Here is a 22,698-nt window from a genome sequence, read left to right on the forward strand (position 1 = left end):
TTTAAGGCAAAATCGACACCGTCCAAAGGACGGTGTCGACCCTTAACTCTCTGTTCACTCTGTTGTAGGTTATCTATGCCAAGCTCAGCATTAGTTATCATTTTTGCCCTATTGGCGGCCATTCTTATGGGCACAATCGGTGTATTAGCGCGCTTTGCCGCCCTGCCCGCCGAACACATTACCTTCTACCGCTTACTGCTCGGTGCCCTATTTCTATTGGCTTATATGCTGCTCACAGGTAAAGACCATCAGATTCGCCATAGACCCAGTAAACGTACCTTAGTGAATGGCATTATGCTCGCGGGTTTTATGGCGTTTTACATTGAAGCCATTCAGTACACCCAAATGGCCAATGTGATCATGATTATTTACTTAGCCCCTGTGGTGTCGGCTATTTTTGCCCATTATTTCTTTGCCGAGAAACTCACCCGCTTAAGCATGGCAAGCGTGGTCGTCGCGCTGGTGGGCTTTATGTTAATGATCCCCACAGGGCCACAGCAAGCGAGCAATCACACTGAATTATTAGGTTATTTTTATGCCCTACTCGCCTTATTAACCTACTGCGGTTTTATGTTAATCAATCGAAAACCTAGCCTGAGTTCGCCCTATCAAAGCACTTTAGTACAGCTTAGTGTCGGCGCTTTGTGCCTACTGCCCTTAGTGATAAATGCACCGCTGACGCCAAGTTTGCCGCAAATGGGTTGGTTAATTGCGATTGGATTCTTCCCCGGATTTTTAGCAATATTACTGGCGGTAAAAGCCCTGCGGCAATTGCCAGCAGTCACCTTTGGCACCCTCGCCTATGTGGAACCGGTTATCGTAGTGACGCTAGCATGGTGGATATTTGGTGAAACCTTGAGTCCCATGCAATTAAGCGGTGTCGGCTTGATTATTCTGGCCGGCATTAGCCAAGGCTTTATCAGTCAGCGTAAAGTATTGATTACGAGCGGCTAACCAACAACACTTTGCCAAGTAGCTGAAATAATGTGAAGAAAATAGTGTAAGCTCGATAGAGGATTGATTGAACATTGCACTTAAGACGTGCGACTAAGACTTAAGATCAGGAGGTCAAATTGAGAAAGCTACTGTTAGTCATCAGTATATTTTTGCTCAGCGGTTGCTTAGGCATGCCTAAACTTATTCAACCCGTGAATGATTTTGAGCTTAATAAATACTTAGGTAAATGGTACGAGATTGCACGATTAGATCATTCATTCGAAAGAGGGTTAAGCCAAGTTAGCGCAGAATACAGCCTGAAAGAGGATGGTGGTGTTAGGGTCATTAACCGTGGATTTTCAGCGGCTAAAAACGAATGGAAAGAAGCCGAAGGAAAAGCCTATTTTGTGAATGGGGACTCAGAAGGCTATTTGAAAGTCTCCTTCTTTGGGCCATTTTATGGATCGTATGTGGTCTTCGAATTAGACCATGAAAACTATCAATACGCTTTTATATCGGGACCCGACACAGGTTATTTGTGGCTATTGGCTAAAACCCCGACTGTGCCACCCGAGGTGCTGCAAAAGTTTGTTGAAATGTCTAAAGCACGCGGCTTTGATACCGACAATTTGATTTATGTGCAGCAAGTGTCAGCGCCCTAACGAGTGCCGCCAATGCGCTAAAATCGAGTGCGCGAAAGCTAATCGCTAGATAAAAAGACAACCAATGGATATAAAAACGCCGCAATACATTGCGGCGTTTTTATTTATGCAGCTAAATCACAAATAACCTTAGACTTCGATACCTTTGCTAGCAAGGAACTCATCGTAAGTGCCTCTGAAGTCATTCACACCTGTGTGAGTCACTTCGAGGATACGGTTTGCCAGAGACGATACGAATGCACGGTCATGACTCACGAAAATCAAGGTCCCTTCGTACATTTCCAGCGCGTTGTTTAATGATTCAATCGATTCCATATCCATGTGGTTGGTCGGTTCGTCGAGCACTAAAATGTTGGCTTTTTGCATGATGAGCTTGCCGAATAACATACGACCTTTCTCACCACCAGACAGCACTTTGACTGACTTTTTAATGTCGTCAGAGCCAAACAACATACGGCCTAAGATGCCACGTACCGATTGGTCGTCATCTTCTGGCTTGCGCCATTGGCTCATCCACTCGAACAGCGTCATTTCGTTAGCGAAATCAGACTCATGGTCCTGTGCATAGTAACCAATGTTAGCGTTTTCAGACCATTGGATAGTACCAGCATCTTGCGGGATGTCATGGATCAGGGTACGTAACAGGGTTGTTTTACCAACGCCGTTTTCACCCAATACCGCAATGCGCTCACCCACTTCAACAATCAAGTTTAAGTCTTTGAATAACGGAGTGTCGTAGCCTTTAGTTAGGTTTTCAATCACTAAGGCATTACGGAACAATTTCTTCTCTTGCTCGAAACGAATGAAGGGGTTCACACGGCTAGATGCTTTTACTTCATCTAACTTAATCTTGTCGATTTGACGGGCACGAGAGGTGGCTTGTTTCGCCTTAGAGGCGTTAGCCGAGAAGCGTGCTACGAAGGTTTGCAGTTCAGAGATCTGGGCTTTTTTCTTCGCATTATCAGACAATAAACGCTCGCGAGCTTGGGTAGCTGCTTGCATGTATTCGTCGTAGTTACCTGGGTAAACACGCAGTTCGCCGTAGTCTAAGTCAGCCATGTGAGTACAGACTGAGTTTAAGAAATATCTATCGTGCGAAATGATAACCATAGTACTACTACGTTGGTTCAACATGTCTTGTAACCAACGGATTGTGTCGATGTCCAAGTTGTTGGTAGGTTCGTCAAGCAGCAGCACGTCTGGATCAGAGAACAGGGCTTGTGCTAGCAATACACGTAGTTTTAAACCCGGTGCGATTTCAGACATCAAACCAAAATGGCTTTCAATACCGATACCTACACCTAACAGTAATTCGCCAGCACGAGATTCGGCGGTATAACCGTCCATCTCAGCAAAATCCATCTCTAGGTTGGCGACGGTAATACCATCTTCCTCACTCATTTCGGGTAAAGAATAAATACGATCACGTTCTTGCTTTACCTTCCACAGTTCGCGGTGGCCCATGATCACGGTGTCGATCAGGTTGAATTCTTCATAACCGAACTGGTTCTGGCTTAATTTACCCAGACGCTCATTCACATCTAACGAGACGTTACCGCTGCTAGGGTCTAGATCACCACACAGGATCTTCATGAAGGTCGATTTACCACAGCCATTCGCGCCGATAAGACCGTAACGGTTACCACCGCCAAATTTAACTGAGATGTTTTCAAACAGTGGCTTAGCGCCGAACTGCATGGTGATATTTGCTGTTGTGATCAAAATGAACTTCCAAATCGAGTAATGTTGGCCGAGCCCGCTGGCGCCGCTTTAAATAAGCATAAACCAAATAACGCTATGCCGAAGGGGTAAAAATAAACGTGGCACTATAGCAGTTTGGGCTAAATTATCAACTACCAAGGCGGATCAAAAGCCAGAGGGAATGCCGGAATCGCCGCACTATGCCTGTATGAGAAGCGTAATTGATTTTACCCTATTGGCTTAGCTTTCAATGTATTCGAGCAGAATGACAATCTGATGACCCTTAGCGTCGCAAAGCTTGGCGATGCTAAGGGACTATCTGCTTAGGGGCTATCTGCTAAGGACTTATGTGGTAAGTGTTAATGTGGACATAGCCCAGAGTTAGCTCAAGATACCCATTTCAGTATATTGAGCTTTTTTGGGCACTGGCAGCTTATAACTTCTGCCGTCTTAAGCGGTTGGCGTTCGTGACGACAGTAAGTGAAGACAAAGCCATGGCTGCCCCCGCAATCACAGGGCTTAATAACATGCCCGTAAGTGGATAAAGCACGCCCGCCGCAACCGGAATACCCAAACTGTTATACACAAAGGCGCCGAACAGATTCTGCTTAATATTGGTAATCGTCGCCCGCGATAATGCCAATAAGTTAGCAATCACTATCAACTGCTGCGACAACAAGGTGATATCCGCACTTTCAATCGCCACCTCAGTGCCCGATCCCATAGCAATCCCCACATCGGCGCTCATCAGGGCGGGCGCATCGTTAATGCCATCCCCAACCATAGCCACCACATGCCCTTGTTTTTGCAAATCCAGCACATGCTGTTGTTTTTGCTCTGGCAGTACGCCAGCAATCACTTCGGTGATGCCCACTTGGTCGGCCACTGCCTGCGCCGTTTGTGGGTTATCCCCCGTTAACAGCACGACGTGAATCCCCCTTTGCAGCATGGCCGCGATGGCGTCTTTCGCATCGGGTTTAATCGGATCGGCAAGCGCGATAGTGGCCACTAACTTGCCCGCTTTGGCGACATAAATCGGGGTTTTACCTTGATTTGCAAAGCTTAATGTCGCTTTTGGATCTAAGGCACTGCCATCGGAATTGACAATATCCAATGCCGTCATCAAGGCGAGATTACCAATCGCCAGCGATACGCCATCGACCTTGCCCTCAATCCCCTTACCTTGATGGTTAGTAAATGCCTGTGTGTCGGGCAATTGCGACAGGGATTCCTTGGCATAACTGACAATCGCCCCCGCTAACGGATGCTCAGAGTGCTGCTCAAGACTCGCAATCTCGCCCAGCAAAGTCTCTTTGTCGGCATCACTCAGCGTTTGCACTAAATTAAAATCAGTGACTTGCGGCTTGCCTAAGGTGACAGTGCCGGTTTTATCCAGTACCACACAATCAACTTTACTGGCGGTTTGCAACGCTTCGCCATTTTTAACTAACACGCCCATTTGGGCGGCGCGGCCAACGGCCACCATGATAGACATAGGTGTCGCCAGCCCCAGCGCACAGGGGCACGCTATGATGAGCACGCTCGTCAGCACCACTAACGCATGGCTTAAGGCGGGTGCTGGCCCCACAAAATACCAAATTGCCGCTGCCAACAGCGCTATAGCCACCACAGTCGGGACAAATACCGCTGAGATTCTGTCAGCCAATCGACCTATGGGTAATTTCGAGGTTTGCGCTTGCTGCACCAGTGCGATGATTTTGGCGAGCTTGGTATCTTCTTGTCCCGCCGTCACTCGATAAACTAAGCTGCCGTTGCCATTGACTGTACCCGCACTCACACTGTCGCCGCGATTTTTAAGCACGGGAATGGGTTCACCTGTGAGCATGGCTTCATCTAATAGGGATTGCCCCGTTTCGACCTCACCATCGAGGGCAACTCGGTCACCGGGGCGCAAACGCAGCTTATCGCCCAATTTCAGCTGACTTATCTCAACCTTTTCATCGCCCTTATCTGTGATCCGAATCGCAGTGGTGGATTGCAATCCAAGTAATCGCTGCACCGCTTCACTGGTTTTGCCCCGCGCTTTAAGTTCCAGTCCGTGACCTAAGTTAATCAAACCTAGAATCATCACACTCGCCTCAAAGTACACATGGCGGGTATCCATAGGGAATGCGCTCGGCATAATGACCACCAGCATGGAATAAGCCCATGCCGTACTAGTGCCCAGCACAATCAGCGTATCCATGTTGGTGGTTTTGGCTTTTAGCGCCCGCCACATGCCTTGGTAGAAATGTCCGCCCGTGGTAACAAGCAAGGCCAAGGTGACCAGTCCCATAATGCCCCAGCCAAGCTGCAAATTTGGACTGTTGATCATCATCTCGCCGCCCAATAATCCCCACAGCATCATAGGCACGCCCACAACAAGCGCAGCTATGGCTTGGCGCATCCGCAGCCGATACTCAGTGGCATCTTCTAGGCGTTTTTCTTCGGCGGCGACTTTCGCATCCACCACCACCTGCGCCGGATAACCCGCATTTGCCATCACAGTTAAGGCAGTATCGGCGCTCATCTTGCCTTCTACCGTCACTTGTTTATCGGCGAGATTAACACGCGCTTCGACGCCCGCTTGGGCGGCAAACGCCTTTTCAATTTTCGCGACGCAGCCAGCGCAATTCATATTGGCGACATAGAGTCTGGTCATAGACATGGGAGATCCCTCACTTGATGTTTTACACTATAGGTCTAAGATAAAGTCTCCCATTGCGGGAGAGTCAAGGATGAATTTGCTCGATGTGATCACATCGACAATTAATTGCTGGGCGAAAAACCATTCAGTTGCTCAAAGAAGAGGTCAAGATGAAGATAGGCGAAGTGGCGAAACAAACGGGCTTGAGCGTTAAGAGTATCCGTTATTACCATGATATTGGCTTAGTGTGCGGCGAGCGCAATGAGGCGGGTTATCGGGTTTACCGCCATCAAGATATTGAAGCGCTTAAGTTTGTGCATCAATGTCGCGACTTAGGTTTTAGCCTAGAAGATTGCAAATCCTTGCTTGGCCTTAAGGGCAATGAAAGCCGTAATGCCGAAGACGTCAAACAACTTACCCGTACTCACCTTGCCTATGTCGAAGAGCAAATCAATAAGTTGCAACAGCTTAGGGCGCAATTACAACACATGGTAACCCAATGCCAAGGCGGCGATCAGCCCCACTGCGCGATTATCGACAGCCTAAGTCACGAGACTCATGGCAGCCATAAAAATCACAAGAGCCAGCAAAATGCTGGCTCTGAGTGTTGCAGTAAAAGCCAATCGCAATAGTGATGGCCAAGTTCAATAACGGTAAATACCGCGTTATTGACTTCTCACTATGGTTGGCTTTAGCGCCGCGGCGTTATCCAATACCAGTGTTGCAAGCTTACCCGCAGGGGTAAAGTTAAACACTTGCCCATAAAATGCCAGCTCAGTTTCTAATCCTGCGGCCTTGTGCTCAGGTTTCCAACCGCCGTGGGGTTCATCCTGATAAGCGATATAAGCCGTGGGTACGCCTCTCACTTTTAACGCCTCATAAATCTGCCGCGACTGCTGTGGTGGTACGATTTGGTCGCGTAATCCTTGAAAAATTAATAAAGGCTCATTCAATCCTTCAAGGTGATGCAGGGGCGACAGTTCCCTATAGCGGGCTTGATTTTCACCATAGGGGCCGATGAGCAGATCTAAGTAGCCAGTCTCGAATTTATGGGTACTCTTGGCGAGCTGTTCAAAGTCACTGATCCCCGCATAGCTCACCCCCGCTTGAAATACATCATAAAATGCCAATGACGACATCACAGTTAACCCACCAGCGCTAACACCTCGAATCGCCAGTTTTTGTCCATCGACCCAACCCTTATCAACTAAATAACGGGCCGCATTGACCGCATCCTCCACATCAACTTGGCCCCATTTTCCGTAGATACTTTGACGATAAGCACGGCCAAAACCACTGCTACCACGGAAATTAACATCGAGAACCGCAAAGCCTCGGCTGGTCCAAAATTGAATGTCACTGCGATAAGCCAGACTCGCACGCGCCGTAGGACCGCCGTGTAACATTACAATCAAGGGCGGACGGGTATCATTAGGCGCAGTATAGTTGGGGTTAACCGGACCATAAAAATAACCGTAAGCTTGCTGGTTAGCACCTGTTTTAAAAGTAATATTTTTAGCACGGGAGATATAATTGGGATTAAGTTTTGGTAAGTTAGGGGTATACACCAACTCAGTACCACGACCGATCACTTTATAAATGCCCTTCTCTGGCGTCGCCTTAGCGCCGACAAAATAAACAGCATCTTCCCCTCGGATCACTTGGGTGATTTCACCAAAGTCGACGGCCAAAGATTCGGTCAGGCCTGAATCTAGATGCAGTCTAATTAAAACGGCCTGACTACCAAGCATATAACTGGCAATAATCGTTTTTTCGGATTCAAAGGCATAGTTATGATTGCCTAAATACCAATCAGCTACCGCAAACTCGGCCTTTTTCTTTAGCACTGGGTCTAAGGTATTTTGTGCCGTGACTCGATAGATATTCCACCAGTTACTGATATCCGATACGACATACAATTGTCCATCAGGACTAAATAATGGCTGCGACACCGAAGAGTCTGCGGGCGTGTTTACCTTACGAATATTGTGTAATTGCCCTTTACGGTCCAGATCCCCAAGCCAGAGCACGCTATTATCCCATGGCATATAGGGATGTTCCCACGTGATCCACGCCAGTTGGCTGTTATCGGGCGAGATGGCTGGCGAAGAAATAAAGTCATGGCCCGAAACAAAGGTATCGCCTTCACCGGCAAAATTAAGATTAATGGTAACAAGACTCGCCTTAGGCTCACCCGCTTGACGATGATCTTCGCGCACACAGATAATCCTCGACCCTTTGGGGTAAGCAATACAATCTGCATGGCGAGTACCATTTGGCGTTAAAGGCAAAGGGGGTTGATTAGGGGCAAAACGATAAAACAGTTGGTCCTGTGCCTTAGTGACAAACAGACTCTGACCAATCCCCAAAAAGGCGGCACCACCGTATTCATGAACGGCGGATTTAACATTAAACGCAGGCGGCACTATGTCGGTAATGTTTCCACGTTGGTCGAGGCGTTTGATCCCGACTTGGCCTTGTTTTTCACCATCAGATTCAGAGAAATAAATAGCACCATCAACGCTTTGCAACTCAGCCACATTATCGGCCTGCTCAAACACTTCAGTCGCCGATAGCGGAGACTGCCAACTACCATAGGGCGCAACTATGCGCGCGCCATTATCACTAAGATGCGGCGTCTCTTTGTTCGAGCGCTCGCAAGCACCTAAACAAAATAAGCCCCCCAGCATCCATAAATATCCATGTAGCTTCATTGTTTCTCCCCAATGTTTGCCAACTGCACAAACCGAAACAAAATATGAACTTGCAGAAATGAGTTATGTGTAAATTAGTTATTTTTTAAATTTTTTTAAGAACCAATTTACCACTTGCACTTGTTGTACTTGCGTTAAACCAAAATAAATACACACCCAAGGTGAGATAAGAAAAAACCATGGGATCACGGCCACAGAGCGGCCACTAAAGAGCAGAAAAAAGAAACCGCAATAAATCACAACCAACCCTAAGATACCCACGCTCAACATCATGCGCTTAGTGATTTTCTCAAGCCAGTGGGCTTTTTCCTGCCAAGACATCCGGATTTCAAGCTCCATTACATGTGATCAACATGTTTGTAAAGTTATGTAAAAAAACGGGAGAGCGATTGTTGAAGGTTAACAACTAAATGTCAACTCCAACAGTGAAATCTAAATAAATCCGAAAGCTAGAGTATAAGAACCATTATCTTTATTTACCCTATAAAAAAACCGAGCCTAAGCTCGGTTTTTATGCAAATCAATAAGATATCGCTCTAAAGACGGATACCACCATCGATTTCAAACACACGACCGTTAACATAATCGTTTTCAATAATAAAACGTACGGTAGAAGCTATCTCGTCGGCATGACCTAAGCGGCCAACTGGCACGAGTTTCTCTAAACGCTCCAACGCTTCTGGCTTCATTGCCGCCGTCATCTCGGTCGCGATAACGCCCGGTGCCACGGCTGCACTACGGATATTGTAGCGCGCTAACTCCTTCGCCCAACCGACGGACATAGCCGCAACACCCGCTTTTGAGGCCGCGTAATTTGATTGGCCCATATTACCCGCCTTAGCAAGGCTAGAGATGTTAACAATCACCCCCGCTTGACCCGATTCAATCATGGCCGCTGCGGCCTCACGGCCACAGAGGAAACTGCCGGTCAGGTTCACATTGATCACCGATTGGAATTGCTCGTAAGACATACGATCAGTGACTTTGCCGTCTTTGGCTTTGACTAACATGCCATCACGCAGAATACCGGCGTTGTTCACTAACACGTTCACTTGACCAAAATCTTCGAGAATATAGGCAAAACCCGCGACGACATCTTCTTCGTCGGTAATGTCTAAGGCATAACCTTGAACTTCAGTGTCCGATCCAAGCTCAGCGCAGGCTCGCTCGAGTTTTTCTTGGTCCACATCGATAAGCGCTATCTTAGCACCCGCCTGCGCAAAATTTTGCGCCATTGCTAAGCCTAAGCCACCCGCGCCGCCAGTAATGACGACAACCTTATCTTTTAAATCCATCTGGTGATCCCTTGTTATCTGTGTCTATTTTTTAAGTGGTGCAAATTGTTCAAATATACTGGAAAAATCTCGGCGACCATTGCCTTGTCTTGCATGATTAACATACAAGCTGCGGGCTAAAGCGCCCATTGGCGTGCTAGAGTTGCTCAATAATGCAGCTTCTTGTGACAGACCGAGATCTTTGACCATCAAATCTACCATAAAGCCACCCTGATAGCCCTTAGAAGAAGGCACTGTTTCCATCACCCCTGGGCAGGGATTGTACTTCTCTAGCGTCCAGTTTCCGCCACTGCTGACCTTCATAATGTCGGATAACACTTTGGGATCGAGACCATGATCGACGCCCATTTGCAGGGCTTCGGAAGTACCGACCATCAACACAGATAACAGCATGTTATTGCAGATTTTTGCGACTTGCCCCGCACCTGGACCGCCTGCGTGGAAGATATTCACACCCATAGCCTTAAGTACGGGCTGCGCACGTTCAAAAGCGTTATCCGAGCCACCACAAATAAAAGTTAAAGTACCCGCTGCCGCGCCTGCCGTGCCGCCAGAAACTGGTGCATCCATAAATTCGATGCCGCTTTTAGCCGCTTCGGCCGCCACTAATTGTGCGCTTTGCGCATCGATGGTTGAACAATCGATGAGCAAGGTATCACCCGCAACCACTTCAAGTAGGCCTTTGTCTGTTCCATTGCCTAAATATAAGTTTTTTACATGCTTGCCCGCAGGCAGCATAGTAATCACCACAGTTGCGCCCGCCGCAGCGCCGCAGGCGGTACTTGATACTAAGGCGCCTTGTTCGGCCAATTGCTGCATAGCCTCAGGGACTAAATCAAAGACGCGAACCGTCATGCCTGCTTTTAATAAATTGGCCGCCATTGGGCCGCCCATATTACCTAAACCGATAAAGGCTACTGTACTCATGCCATCACTCCTGTGTTGTTCTTTTTAGTGTTGTGATAATGCTATCAAATTGATTATGTTGTCATTATCACAGAGTAAAGCGAGCTTAGCTAAGCCGATAAATACAGCGCTTAGCCAACTCGGCCCTTAAACGCTTAACTCAGTTGGTTAAAGGGATGCGCCTCGCCCCATGGGGAAGCCAATATTTGCTCAAGTACCGCTGTGGGTACTGAGTTAACATCCTTAAAACGCCATTGCGGTTTCTTGTCTTTATCAATCAAGAGTGCACGAACGCCTTCGCAGAAATCACCGTGGGCACACACGTTAACACTTGCGGTTAACTCCCATTTGAAACATTGAGCTAAGCTAAGCTTAGTCCCTAACTGCCCTTGGATATAGACCAAGTGCCAGCTGATAGGGCTACCCGCAAGGAAGGTGTCCCGCGCTTTCATTAACCACTTTTCTTCCGATACCAGAGTTGACATACGTGTTGCAATATCCTGCAAACTGCCCGCCATAAGCCTGTCAATTATGTCTTGGCTTTCGGCTAATACACTGTCGCCCTTCGGAATATCCACTTGATTAGACAGCTCGTTAATCATGCTATCTAAACGTTGATGATTAAGTGCTGGCGTATCGCTCCAATCTAAGGTTGCCATGGCATCAAACATCAGCTCTTTGTCGTCACGGTTCAGGTAATGATCCGCAAGGCCCACATAACAGGCATCGGCGGCATTGAGTTGATAGGCGGTCAATCCCAAAAACAATCCCATCTTGCCCTGCATACGATTAAGGAAATAACTGCCGCCCACATCGGGATATAGGCCGATAGTCACCTCAGGCATAGCGATACGCGAGGTTTCGGTAACGACTCGGTGGCTCGCGCCCGCCATCAAACCGAGACCGCCGCCCATGACTATGCCATCACCCCACACCAACACAGGTTTGCCAAAGGTATGCAGTAGATAATCGAGGCGATATTCCTCTTCGAAGAAAACCTTTGCTTCCTCAGTCACTTGCCCATTAGCGGCAATGGAAGCATGGTATAAAGCGCGCACATCACCCCCGGCACAAAATGCCTTCTCACCGCTGCCATCTAATACGATGCAAGCGATAAGGGGATCTTTCTTCCACAGATTAAGCTGCGCCGTCATAGCGCGCACCATGCCTAAATCTAAGGCATTGAGGGCTTTTTCCACATTGAGTGTGACCACACCAACCAATTTGCCAGAAGCAGTGGCTAAGGTTTGAAAAACCACATTTTGTGTGGTCGTGACCTGATTTGCGACATGCTCGACCACGTCATTATCTACTACATTCGTCATTAGCGGTTTCTCCACTCAGCTTTACGTTTCCCTAAAAACGCATTCACGCCTTCGGCCTGATCTTCAGTATCAAATAATCCGACAAATAACTCACGCTCAATCGGTAGCGCTTGGCTACGCGCCATAGTGCGCCCCGCTTGAATAAGCGTCTTACACGCAGTCACGCTGCTTGGGCTTTGATTCGCCACTTTGACGGCTAAGGCAATTGCCGCATTAAGCGCTTCGCCAGTATCGACCACTTCTTCCACTAAACGTAGATTCAATGCCTGAGTCGCATCGATACGCTCGCCGCATAAAATCATCCGCTTAGCCCAACCTTCACCGACGAGTGCGGTCAGATTTTGAGTGCCACCCGCACAGGGTAATAAACCGACCGTCGCTTCGGGTAATGCCATTACAGCTTGAATTTCGGCGATACGAATATCGCAGGCCAACGCGACTTCTAAGCCGCCGCCCATGGCATAGCCGTTAATCGCGGCAATCGACACACCGCGGAATTGGCTTAAGGTTTCAAAGGCTTCACCAAAATGCTTGGCCATCGTTGCCGCATTACCTTTGTCACCATCACTAAACAGTTTTAAATCGGCGCCAGCGGAGAAGAACTTTTGCCCTTGGCCCGTTAACACTAAGGCGTAAATATCTTTATTGGCATTCAGCTCAAGCACTTTGGCTTTAAGCGCCTGCAAACTCTCGGCGGTCCAAGTGTTGGCTGGCGGATTGTTCATGGTCAGAATCGCCGTGTGGCCTTCGATACGTTCAACTAAATATTCCATCTTTATAGACTCCTTTTCAGTTATCGCCGACCTGTAAGTCACGCATATTGCGAGTTGAATTACAGGATTTGTCCTGCATTTTCATCGAGTAAACGACGGGCGATAATTAAGCGCATAATTTCGTTAGTGCCTTCTAAAATCTGGTGCACACGCACATCACGGAAATGACGTTCCAGCGGGTACTCCCTTATATAACCATATCCACCATGAATTTGCAGCGCCGCATCGCAGACTTGAAAACCCACATCAGTGGCAAAGCGTTTCGCCATAGCGCAATAAGCCGTGGCTTCAGGATCGCCACTATCGAGTTTAAAGGCCGCAAGACGCACCATTTGGCGGGCTGCGACTAATTCTGTCGCCATATCGGCAAGCTTAAATTGCAGCGCTTGGAAAGCCGCTAACGGTTTACCAAATTGCTGACGCTCATTCATATATTGAGTTGCGCGCTCTAAAGCCGACTGCGCCGTACCCACAGAACAGGTAGCGATATTGATGCGACCACCGTCTAAGCCTTTCATCGCGAAAGCAAAACCTTGGCCTTCTTCACCGAGCAAGTTCGCTACTGGCACGCGCACGTTTTCAAAGGTGATTTGACGGGTCGGCTGGGCATTCCAGCCCATTTTATCTTCGGCTTTACCGTAAATAACGCCATCGGCATCCGCCGGAATCGCAATCGCCGAAATTCCCTTAGGCCCAGCTTGGCCAGTACGGCACATCACGACTAAAAGCTCAGTGGCGCCCGCGCCTGAGATAAACATTTTCGAGCCTGAAATCACATATTCATCGCCGTCGCGCACCGCTTTGGTTTGCAAAGATGCAGCGTCCGAACCCGCACCCGGCTCAGTTAAACAATATGACGCTAACATCTGCCCAGTGGTTAACGGCTCAGACCAAGTCTGACGCAGGGTTTCAGTGCCCCAAGTCGTCACCATCCAAGTCGCCATATTGTGAATGGTCAGCATGGCCGTGGTCGCGGTGCAGCCCTTGGCAAGTTCTTCAAAAATAATCGAGGCATCGAGGCGCGATAAGCCCATGCCACCTTCAGATTCTGGCGAATACAGAGAGCAAAAACCTAGCTCACCGGCTTTTTGGATCACGTCTTTGGGGAAATGATGTTCTTCATCCCACTTGGCGGCGAACGGGGTTAATTCTTCCGCGGCGAACTGGCGCGCAAGATCGGCAAACTGACGTTGGTCATCGTTGAAATTAAAATCCATTGGGCTCTCCTATGACTCTATGGTCACTTTTTATTGAATAAATTGGGCGCCATAAAGACGCCGTGGTTTATAACCGAGCTTAGCGTAGGTTAATGCTCATATTTGGCGTTGAAGCTACGGCAATATCAGACTCGAACCAGCGTGAAGTGATGGTTTTAGTCTCGGTATAAAAACGCACCGCTTGCTTGCCATAAGCATGTTGATCGCCGTAGAAACTGCCCTTCCAACCGGTAAATGAGAAGAAAGGTAATGGCACAGGAATCGGCACGTTAATCCCCACTTGGCCGACTTCGATTTCATGTTGATATTTACGGGCAGCAGCACCACTAGCGGTAAAGATAGACGTGCCGTTGCCATAAGGGCTAGCATTGACTAATTCGATAGCGGCTTCTAAGGAGTCTGATTCCATACAACAGAGTACAGGACCAAAGATTTCTTCCTTGTAGATGCTCATCTCAGTGGTGACTTTATCGAACATGGTTGGGCCAATCCAATTACCGGATTCATAACCTTCTACGGTAAAATCGCTGCCATCGAGTAAACACTCGGCGCCTTCGGCTTTACCTTGGGCGATAAGTTTAAGCACTCGCGCCTTAGCGGCTGGGCTGATAACCGGACCATAACCCGCTTCTTTATCGTCCCATAAACCTGGGCGAACTTTGGCTAAGGCTTCTTTTAATTCTGGGATCCACTCTTTAGCGGCACCAACAAACACGGCAACCGAAATCGCCATACAACGCTGACCCGCCGCGCCCACAGAAGCGCCGACTAAGTTGTTGATCACTTGCTGTTTGTTTGCATCTGGCATGATAACGCAGTGGTTTTTCGCACCCGCAAAGGCTTGCACACGTTTTAAGTTATCGGTACCCGTTTTATAAATATATTGACCCACAGCCACAGAACCGACAAAGGAAATGGCTTTAATCGCAGGGTCTGCCAGCAGGATATCTACGGCTGCTTTATCACCATGCACTAATTGCAATACGCCTTTAGGTGCGCCCGCCTCAACAAACAGCTCAACTAGGCGCTGCGGCGTCATAGGGTCTTGTTCAGAAGGCTTTAAAATGAAAGTGTTACCGCAGGCAATCGACAATGGGAACATCCATAACGGGATCATCGCAGGAAAGTTAAATGGCGTAATACCCGCGCACACACCGAGTGGTTGAGTGTAGCTGTAAGTATCAATTGAACGCGCGACGTTCTCGACAGTTTCACCCATCAATAATGACGCCACGTTACAAGCATGTTCAGCCACTTCGATACCGCGCCATACATCGCCCTTGGCATCTTCGAAGGTTTTACCAGTTTCCTTTGCAAGAATGGTCGCCAGTTCGTCGTGATGTTCTTTTAGCAAATGTTGATAACGCAACATGACGCGCGCACGTTCAGATACTGGCACTTCTTTCCAGGTTTTAAAGGCCGCTTTTGCGCTGGCAATCGCAGCGTGAACTTCTTCGCTAGTGGCAGCATTAATCACGGCAATCGGCGAGTTATTCGCGGGATTGGTGACAATAATCTGTGATGTGCCCGTACCTTGGATAAACTCGCCGTCAATGTAATGCTTTACTTGTGTGGTCATGTTGCAATCCTTTCCTTGTAGAGTGATGGACTGGCGGTGCGATATTATGATTATCCTCAAGGGAAGTGATTGCCCTTGCCAGCCCCGTCTTGTTGATTCAAATCTAAATGATCTAAGTCTTGTTAATCTCAGTCTTGTTGATTTAACTAAAATGTTAAGCGATTAGACCTCGATGGCCATCGCTGTTGCTTCACCACCGCCGATACACAGCGAAGCGACACCGCGTTTAAGGCCGCGGGCTTTTAATGCATGGATTAAGGTCACCAGCAAACGTGAACCCGAGCAACCAATAGGATGACCTAAGGCGCAGGCACCGCCATTGACGTTAACTTTAGCCACATCTAAACCGAGCTCAGACACGGCAAGCATAGTCACCATGGCAAAGGCTTCGTTGATTTCAAATAAATCGACTTCATCCGTTGACCAACCCACATTAGCCAGCAATTTCGCCATCGCGCCAACCGGTGCAGTGGTAAAGAGTGAAGGCTCTTGGGCGTGGGTGGTGTGGCCTTTAATGGTGGCTAATACAGTTAAGCCTAAACGCTCAGCTTCGCCGCGAGAGGTCAGCATCAATGCGGCTGCGCCATCGGAAATCGAGCTAGAGTTGGCCGCTGTGATAGTGCCATCTTTGGTAAAGGCTGGGCGCAGCGTAGGAATTTTTTCAGGGCGGGCATTACCGGGTTGCTCGTCGGTATCGATAGTCACATCACCGCGACGATCACTAACTGTGACAGGCGTAATTTCGGCCTTAAAGGCACCCGAGTTAATCGCGGCATTGGCTTTTTCGAGCGAGCTTAGGGCGAAAGCATCCATCTGCTCGCGGGTGATCCCAAATTCATCGGCGGTTTTCTGGGCAAACGTTCCCATGGCGCCGCCAGTATAAGCATCCTCAAGACCATCTAAAAACATATGATCGAGCACTTTGCCGTGGCCCATGCGCATGCCGCCGCGAGCTTTATCCAAAAGATACGGCGCTTGGCTCATACTTTCCATACCGCCAGCGATCACGACTTTTGCACTGCCCGCTTTAATCAAATCGTGGGCTAACATGACCGTCTTCATGCCTGAGCCACAGACTTTGTTCACTGTGGTCGCACCAACGGATAAGGGTAATCCCGCACCTAAAGTGGCTTGACGTGCAGGCGCTTGACCTAAACCAGCGGGTAATACGCAGCCCATCAAGACTTCATCAACATGCTCACCCGCTAATTGAGTCTCCGCCAACAAGCCCTTAATGGCTGTCGCGGCTAAAGTCGGTGATGCAACAGATGACAAACTGCCTTGAAAACCACCCATAGGGGTGCGTTTAGCGGCAACAATAACAATATCTTGATTTAACGGTTCAGTACTCATGCAGGCTCCAACCCAAATTGACCACAAGGCCTAGTGCTAGCCTTGGGACGTTTAATAAAATCGACAATAAAACCACTCTGACGTTTACGCGAACGTAAAGCAAGTATTCCTTGGTCTAATGTGTCGATTTTATCGGGTAAAAATTGTCAGTAAGGATTTACAGCGAGGCAGGGATTAAGCACAGTCAAGCGTGGACAACAGCATCTAAGGGAGAGATAAATTAAGGGCTTTTGGGTATCAGCTTAGGTCACATCCATGTGACCACATCACCATAAAAGGCTAAACAAAACCTTAGCGCGATTCCCACGGTGTCATCGCCGTCATATCACTTAAGTCATAAGGCGTTAACTGGTAAACGTAATAATTGAGCCAATTACTGACCAACAAACTACCGTGGCTGTGCCAGCGGGCAATGGCTTCGGCTTCTGGATTATTATTTCGATAATAGTTTTGTGGCACATTTGGCGCTAAGCCTTGGGCTAAATCCCTATGGTATTCATCGTTTAAGGTCGATTTTTGATATTCAGGGTGACCCATTACAAACAAGTTACGGTTATTACGACTTAACACCAAATAAGCCCCGGCCTCATCGGACTGCGCTAACACTTGCAGCTGCGGGTGTTGCCTAATTTCTTCCACATCCATCTCGGCAAAACGCGAGTGGGGTGCAAAGAACTCATCATCAAAACCACGTAGCAGTGGGAAATGCTGACAAGTACGCCTATGTACAAATACGCCAGAACGCTTCTGTTGCAATATTTTTCGATTTAAACCATAGAGATGATACAAGCCCGCATGGGCTGCCCAGCATAAAAACAACACTGAGGTGACATGCTCTTGGGACCAGTCGATGATTTCACGGATATGATCCCAATAAACCACATCTTCGAAATCGATTTGCCCAAGCGGCGCGCCTGTGATGATAAGACCGTCGTAATTTTTATGGCGCACGGCTTCAAAATCACGGTAAAAAGTATTCATGTGGTCGATGGAAGTATGCTTGGACTCTTTGTCGTGAATGCGCAGTAAATCCACATCGACTTGTAAAGGCGTGTTGCCCAGTAAGCGCAGTAACTGGGTTTCTGTCTCAATTTTGTTCGGCATCAAGTTCAAAATCAGCACCTTCATTGGCCTGATATCTTGATTCGCCGCCCGCGTCTCGGACATAACGAAAATATTTTCTGACTCTAACACCCCTGCTGCGGGCAGATGATCTGGAATTCTAACCGGCATACCGCGCCTCTTCTGTTCGTAAATACTAACGGATTCGGCGCGTATGTCAGCTCACTTCTGAGCGGGCTAACTAGCCACCGACTTTCTCTAGCAGTATCGTCATTGGCTCAGTGGAATTGAGATCAATATGATAGGCTTGAGTATTAATAAACAATAACTTATCACCCAACATAATCCGGGCACCTATGGCATAAGTGTGACCGGGTTGGAACTGATCGCTACCAATCGCAAAACTGAATGGCGCGGGTGTCGCAGCACCTTGTTGCACGCGCTCCGCCATCACTATGGCTGGCACATCCATTTTTGAGACATCAAGCAGTTGCACTATGACCTTAGCATCGGCAGGTAAGGCTATCCGTTCGCGATATAAGGTCTCGCCTTTTATCTCAACGATAGCATTCGGTGTCGCACAACCCGATAACACCCCCATTACGGCCATTAATGCTAAGGCTGTTAATCTCAACGCGCTTAAACGCAACCATTTGTTCATTTTGTTTCTCCTAATCATACATAAAGACTTCTAGATGTCCATACGCCCAAGCTATAAATCTTGTCTTGGTGAACATAACTTTCTATCATAAGCCACCATTTCGTTGCCGAAAAATCTATGACCCAAGCAACTGCAATCATTGTGGGAGCTAGCTCACAATTAAGTCGTGAACTTGCAAAGCAATTGGCAGATCAACAGGTTGAATTAGTCTTATTCGCCCAAGATCCAGAATCACTGCGCGATTTTGCCTTATCCTTGCCAACAAAAGTACAAGTTTTTGCACTTCAAATTGAACAACCTCAAGCCATCATCAACCAACTTGAATCAGTCTGGCAAAGTCTTGGCGGCGCACACTTAGTCTTAGTCAATACAGGCCTCAATAGCTATGACCCCGAGTTGCCTTGGCTACCGGAGCAAGACATTATCGATGTCAATGTGCGAGGTTTTGCTGCCATCTGCAATACGGCATTTAGACTATTTCGCGAGCAAGGTTATGGACAACTGGCGGCAATCAACTCGATTGCGGGCCTGCGCGGCGGGCCGAGTGTGGCCTATCACGCCTCAAAAGCCTTTGGCCAGAATTACCTTGAGGGCTTAAGTATGCATGCTCAGCGCCTTAAGTTACCGATTACGATTACCGATATCCAACTTGGTTTGCTCGATAAAGCCGCTATGCAGCAAAGTGCAATGTGGCTTGCACCATTGCCACAAGTCGCAGTGCAAATCATCAAGGCAATGAAACAAGGCAAACGCCGCGTCTATGTGACCAAACGCTGGCGCCTCGTCGCTTGGCTTACTGTGTTATTACCCGAATTTATCTATAACACTCGCCACTGGAAAGCTAAAAAGCCAAAGCGCTAAATCGGCTTAGCCTAAGTGGAACAGAACATGGCGCGATAAAAAGTGCAGAAACGAAAAAGGAGCCTAAGGCTCCTTTTTTATGCTTATCTAATCAGTGGATTAGAAAGTGTAACCCACGCTGACCATATAAACCCATGGGTTGATATCAGTGTCGATAACCACAGTGTCGCCCGCTAATTTAAACTTCACGTCACTGCTAATTTGTGCGTACCACACTGAAGCGTTCACTAACCAGTTTTTGTTAACCTGATAGTCAACACCTGCTTGTGCCGCTAAGCCCCACGAAGTGCTCATGCTCAAGTCAGTTAACGCACCATTTAAATCGTTGGTGAACTCATTGTCGAAGAAATTAGTATAGTTAACACCGACACCCACGTATGGACGTAATTTAGATTGCGCATCACCAAAGTAGTACTGCGCCACTAAAGTGGGTGGTAAATGTTTAGTTTCAGCAATCTTACCTACGCCAGCCAAAGAAACATCGTGGCTAAAAGGTGTGGCAGCTAATAACTCAACCCCAAAGTTATCTGTCAGCATGTAGCCAAAGTTTAAACCCACTTGAGTGTTATTGCTGATTTGGAACTCGCCGTTACCCGCAACATCATCACTTGATTCATTTGGCGCAACAACCACAGCACCCGCACGAACGATAATGTCACCCGCTTGGTGAGCCGATACAGAGGCAGAAAAACCAGCGGCTAAAAGGGTGGCAGCGACCAGTGTAGAAACAGTGTTTTTATTCATCATCATACTCCATATGTACAACATAGGTTTTTGTTTTGTATTACATCCTTAACAATTGACGCCTACACTGCCAGAGATATGCGGCTGATTTATTGATCCAAATCAAAGTGAGTGAGCAATACTCACTTATAGGTACTACACATGGGAGCTGAATCACGAAATTCAAACATTTATTGACAATACCCCTTTGTTTTCTGTGAGCTAAGTGTTGCATTAGCCATCACTAATGACTACCGCAAGAGGTAGTGATCAATAACACCATAAACATTTTAGTAACAATGAAAAGCACTTAACTAAGAGGTTATTTGAACATTAAGTTCAAATTATTGAGACGAGTTAAATGAGGATAAAAACAGAAAATGGACAAATAAAAACGGCTTGAGGATGATACCTATCATGTTAGATAACTAGATTGCATGGAATGATAGTGTGAGGCGGTTAAGTCAGTTTTAGACTGAACGAATAAGAAAGTGAGAAGATTAGCTTGAGTAGCAACACGTAAGCAAAGGATAGCGAGTTAGCCAGCCCTTAGTCGCAACTCTGTGCTCAAACAGTGGTAATGATCGCTTTGGATTGGCGCTCAATTTGAGGGCAAACAGGGAGTTCAGCCCAAAGGGAACCACCAGCTCAATACCGTAATGCATGGAATGATGAGCAGTCTCTGCATCTACCTGAGTATCTGTCTCAACATGAGATTTTAAACACACCCCAACCGCGGTTTCTAACTCTGGCCAATGGGCCATAGCATCAATACAAGATGTGTAAGCCATGTCTTGATTGCGACTATGCATGCGCGCCTGATTCTTAACCGACCAAGGTAACTCAGGGGCAAGCTGATGAAGATAGGTTTCAATCGCCAGATCCCGCTCAGGGCTAATATCTAAAGGGCAAAAATAGATCAGATCGATATCGTTCAGTGGACTCAACTCAAATTCGTGCAAGCGATCCCAGACTAAATTACGGACAAATCCCGCCGCCAGACACCACTGCGGCATTGAGTGTACTTTGGCACATTGAAGCGCGAGTTCAAGCGCCCTCACCCGCTCGCAGTCTTGAGCTATCCATTCGAGTAATTGATGCTCTAGCGCTGCTTCACTCATTGCATCATTCATAACATTATTCGTAGCAACACTCATGACATTACCCCTAGCACCACTCATAACTTCATTCATAACAGTATCGCCCGCTTCAATATCAGATAAAAACACGGGAAAGACATTAGGCTTACTCCACTTCGCCATCGGTTTCTGAGCACTTTACGACCTCATGACAGAGTAAATAAACGAGACTATAAATCGGTGCCATTACCGCAAAACAAATCCAAAACCCATAGACATCTTTGTCTAGCAGATTAACGCTAACAGTAAAGATGGGCATGAACAGTAGCATCCATTTTATTACATTGAGTTTGTACAGTATCGGCTTATCACAATGGCAGCAGCGTCCTTCCTTAATCGGCACATCCTTAGCGCCGAGTTTACCTTTGCAATACGGACATTTTTTACTGAAAAGCATTTAAACTCCATCGCTGAGATTAGACTCGCAAAGCAAGTCTCATCATCCATTCTTTCTATTCGTAAAAACCGTATCCGCGCAATTCGTTACACCGCATCCGCTTGGCGCTCTGGCGCAGCATCGACAAAGGCTTCAAGCTGATTACACTCAGCCCACACGCGCATGATATTGGGATAAGGCGTTAAATCCACATTAAAACGCTGGGCGTTATACACCTGCGGCACTAAACATAAGTCGGCTAATGTCACGGCATTCCCAAAGCAATAACGACCGCTATGCCGTGTTAACAAGGTTTCTAAGGCCGTAAAACCACTTGCGACCCAATGGTGATACCAAGTATTTTTGGCGGTGTCATCAGCACCTAAGGTTTGCGTTAAATACTGCAATACCCGCAAGTTGTTTAATGGATGGATCTCACAGGCGACCGTAAGTGCCATAGCGCGCACGTGAGCACGTTCAAGAGCCGATGCAGGCAATAATGGCGACTGTGGATGTATCTCATCAAGATATTCGATAATCGCTAAAGATTGCGACAAGGCATCCAGCTCATCATCCACCACTAAGGTTGGCACTAACTCTAAAGGATTAAGCGCAATGTAGGCCGCTTTATGTTGCTCGCCGCCATCACGTACGAGATGCACTGAAAACTGTTCGGCTGAAATCCCCTTGAGATTAAGGGCAATACGAACCCGATAGGCTGCACTGGAACGCCAATAACCGTAAAGTTTCATATTTTCATGTCCTTAT

At 47.5% G+C, this 22,698-nt stretch carries 21 protein-coding genes; 4 read left to right on the plus strand and 17 right to left on the minus strand.

What is annotated here, in order from left to right:
• Nucleotides 1-75 precede the first annotated feature (75 nt).
• Both L5M37_RS02775 and L5M37_RS02780 read left to right on the plus strand, forming a co-directional pair.
• Nucleotides 76-954, plus strand: coding sequence for a DMT family transporter (locus L5M37_RS02775; RefSeq protein WP_263199294.1), 879 nt, complete (start codon nucleotides 76-78; stop codon nucleotides 952-954).
• Between the two features lie 119 nt (nucleotides 955-1,073).
• Complete coding sequence (locus L5M37_RS02780) at nucleotides 1,074-1,598, plus strand: lipocalin family protein (RefSeq protein WP_263199296.1); 525 nt, start codon at nucleotides 1,074-1,076, stop codon at nucleotides 1,596-1,598.
• Between the two features lie 129 nt (nucleotides 1,599-1,727).
• On the opposite strand, the gene L5M37_RS02785 is transcribed toward L5M37_RS02780, so the two are convergent.
• A complete protein-coding gene (locus L5M37_RS02785; protein ID WP_173497118.1) occupies nucleotides 1,728-3,320 on the minus strand; it encodes an ABC-F family ATPase in 1,593 nt (530 codons plus the stop codon).
• A 412-nt stretch (nucleotides 3,321-3,732) separates the two neighbouring features.
• The gene (locus L5M37_RS02790; protein WP_263199298.1) at nucleotides 3,733-5,967 is read right to left on the minus strand and encodes a heavy metal translocating P-type ATPase; all 2,235 of its coding nucleotides are present in this window, start codon (nucleotides 5,965-5,967) and stop codon (nucleotides 3,733-3,735) included.
• A 149-nt stretch (nucleotides 5,968-6,116) separates the two neighbouring features.
• Between L5M37_RS02790 and L5M37_RS02795 the strand changes: the two genes are divergently transcribed.
• Nucleotides 6,117-6,578: a MerR family DNA-binding protein gene (locus tag L5M37_RS02795; RefSeq protein WP_263199300.1), complete on the plus strand. Its 462-nt coding sequence runs from the start codon at nucleotides 6,117-6,119 to the stop codon at nucleotides 6,576-6,578.
• A 33-nt stretch (nucleotides 6,579-6,611) separates the two neighbouring features.
• Here the strand turns inward: L5M37_RS02795 and L5M37_RS02800 are convergent, their stop codons facing one another.
• From L5M37_RS02800 to L5M37_RS02850, 11 genes are all read right to left on the minus strand, one after another.
• Nucleotides 6,612-8,660, minus strand: a complete 2,049-nt coding sequence (locus tag L5M37_RS02800; RefSeq protein WP_263199301.1) for an alpha/beta hydrolase family protein — start codon at nucleotides 8,658-8,660, stop codon at nucleotides 6,612-6,614.
• 78 nt (nucleotides 8,661-8,738) lie between these two features.
• Nucleotides 8,739-8,981: a hypothetical protein gene (locus tag L5M37_RS02805; RefSeq protein ID WP_263199303.1), complete on the minus strand. Its 243-nt coding sequence runs from the start codon at nucleotides 8,979-8,981 to the stop codon at nucleotides 8,739-8,741.
• Between the two features lie 215 nt (nucleotides 8,982-9,196).
• Nucleotides 9,197-9,955 (minus strand): SDR family oxidoreductase, encoded by a 759-nt coding sequence (locus L5M37_RS02810; protein WP_011846385.1) that lies wholly within the window; start codon nucleotides 9,953-9,955, stop codon nucleotides 9,197-9,199.
• A gap of 24 nt (nucleotides 9,956-9,979) precedes the next feature.
• A complete protein-coding gene (mmsB, locus tag L5M37_RS02815; protein WP_263199304.1) occupies nucleotides 9,980-10,882 on the minus strand; it encodes a 3-hydroxyisobutyrate dehydrogenase in 903 nt (300 codons plus the stop codon).
• A gap of 134 nt (nucleotides 10,883-11,016) precedes the next feature.
• Nucleotides 11,017-12,186 carry an enoyl-CoA hydratase/isomerase family protein gene (locus L5M37_RS02820; protein ID WP_113938928.1) on the minus strand — a complete coding sequence of 390 codons (1,170 nt, stop codon included), beginning with the start codon at nucleotides 12,184-12,186 and terminating at the stop codon, nucleotides 11,017-11,019.
• Nucleotides 12,186-12,959: an enoyl-CoA hydratase gene (locus tag L5M37_RS02825; protein WP_173245775.1), complete on the minus strand. Its 774-nt coding sequence runs from the start codon at nucleotides 12,957-12,959 to the stop codon at nucleotides 12,186-12,188. Before L5M37_RS02825 ends, L5M37_RS02820 begins: the two co-directional genes overlap by 1 nt.
• Nucleotides 12,960-13,018: 59 nt before the next feature.
• Nucleotides 13,019-14,176 (minus strand): acyl-CoA dehydrogenase family protein, encoded by a 1,158-nt coding sequence (locus tag L5M37_RS02830; RefSeq protein WP_263199306.1) that lies wholly within the window; start codon nucleotides 14,174-14,176, stop codon nucleotides 13,019-13,021.
• Between the two features lie 79 nt (nucleotides 14,177-14,255).
• Entirely contained in the window at nucleotides 14,256-15,755 is a 1,500-nt protein-coding gene (locus tag L5M37_RS02835) for a CoA-acylating methylmalonate-semialdehyde dehydrogenase (protein ID WP_263199308.1), read from the minus strand.
• Nucleotides 15,756-15,917: 162 nt separating this feature from the next.
• Nucleotides 15,918-17,108 carry a thiolase family protein gene (locus tag L5M37_RS02840; protein WP_131523781.1) on the minus strand — a complete coding sequence of 397 codons (1,191 nt, stop codon included), beginning with the start codon at nucleotides 17,106-17,108 and terminating at the stop codon, nucleotides 15,918-15,920.
• A gap of 291 nt (nucleotides 17,109-17,399) precedes the next feature.
• The gene (gene metA, locus L5M37_RS02845; RefSeq protein ID WP_263199310.1) at nucleotides 17,400-18,341 is read right to left on the minus strand and encodes a homoserine O-acetyltransferase MetA; all 942 of its coding nucleotides are present in this window, start codon (nucleotides 18,339-18,341) and stop codon (nucleotides 17,400-17,402) included.
• A gap of 70 nt (nucleotides 18,342-18,411) precedes the next feature.
• Nucleotides 18,412-18,831, minus strand: coding sequence for a YbaY family lipoprotein (locus L5M37_RS02850; RefSeq protein WP_173245790.1), 420 nt, complete (start codon nucleotides 18,829-18,831; stop codon nucleotides 18,412-18,414).
• 117 nt (nucleotides 18,832-18,948) lie between these two features.
• Here L5M37_RS02850 and L5M37_RS02855 point away from each other — a divergent pair, with 117 nt between their 5' ends.
• Nucleotides 18,949-19,692: an SDR family NAD(P)-dependent oxidoreductase gene (locus L5M37_RS02855; RefSeq protein ID WP_263199312.1), complete on the plus strand. Its 744-nt coding sequence runs from the start codon at nucleotides 18,949-18,951 to the stop codon at nucleotides 19,690-19,692.
• A gap of 99 nt (nucleotides 19,693-19,791) precedes the next feature.
• Here the strand turns inward: L5M37_RS02855 and ompW are convergent, their stop codons facing one another.
• From ompW to maiA, 4 genes are all read right to left on the minus strand, one after another.
• On the minus strand, nucleotides 19,792-20,439 hold the full coding sequence (gene ompW, locus L5M37_RS02860; protein WP_028760570.1) for an outer membrane protein OmpW: 648 nt from the start codon (nucleotides 20,437-20,439) through the stop codon (nucleotides 19,792-19,794).
• Between the two features lie 476 nt (nucleotides 20,440-20,915).
• Entirely contained in the window at nucleotides 20,916-21,572 is a 657-nt protein-coding gene (locus L5M37_RS02865) for a nucleotidyltransferase family protein (RefSeq protein WP_411569061.1), read from the minus strand.
• Nucleotides 21,573-21,660: 88 nt separating this feature from the next.
• On the minus strand, nucleotides 21,661-21,951 hold the full coding sequence (locus L5M37_RS02870; RefSeq protein WP_028760572.1) for a hypothetical protein: 291 nt from the start codon (nucleotides 21,949-21,951) through the stop codon (nucleotides 21,661-21,663).
• 86 nt (nucleotides 21,952-22,037) lie between these two features.
• Nucleotides 22,038-22,682, minus strand: coding sequence for a maleylacetoacetate isomerase (maiA, locus tag L5M37_RS02875; RefSeq protein WP_219250197.1), 645 nt, complete (start codon nucleotides 22,680-22,682; stop codon nucleotides 22,038-22,040).
• Between the last annotated feature and the right edge of the window lie 16 nt (nucleotides 22,683-22,698).

Source organism: Shewanella sp. SM69 (assembly GCF_025653985.1).
Lineage (GTDB): Bacteria > Pseudomonadota > Gammaproteobacteria > Enterobacterales > Shewanellaceae > Shewanella > Shewanella oncorhynchi.